The sequence below is a fragment of the Arthrobacter sp. 10T419 genome (assembly GCF_056394105.1).
This window is the reverse complement of sequence record NZ_JBFTHF010000086.1, coordinates 1-364: the sequence shown is the minus strand read 5'-3', so window position 1 is coordinate 364 and position 364 is coordinate 1. Positions and strand designations below refer to the sequence as shown.

1 protein-coding gene is annotated in these 364 nt (G+C 69.5%); it reads left to right on the top strand.

Annotation, left to right across the window (positions count from 1 at the left end; translation table 11 throughout):
* On the top strand, positions 1 to 364 hold a 364-nt coding region (locus AC1DBD_RS17995), incomplete at both ends, for a sulfatase-like hydrolase/transferase (protein WP_476982754.1).

The window sequence follows — 364 nt, the reverse complement described above, 5'->3', positions numbered from 1 at the left end:
CATGACAACAAGAACAGAAGCTCCCCGAACCCCCGTCAGCCGGTTCCCGCAGTTCCGCCGATCGGCCGCCTGCCTGGCCGCGCTGGCCCTGGCCACCCTGGCGGCTGGCTGCGGCAGCGACGGCGACAGCGCCGCCCAGACCCCGGTGGCCACCACGCCGCCGCCCACGGTCCAGAAGAAGCCGAACATCATTTTCATCATGGCCGATGACCTCGGCTATTCGGACCTCGGCGCCTTCGGCAGCGAGATCCGCACGCCCAACCTCGACGCGCTGGTGAAGCAGGGCCGCATCCTGGCCAACCACCACACGGCGGCGGTCTGCGCGGTCACGCGCTCGATGATCATCTCCGGCACCGACCACCAC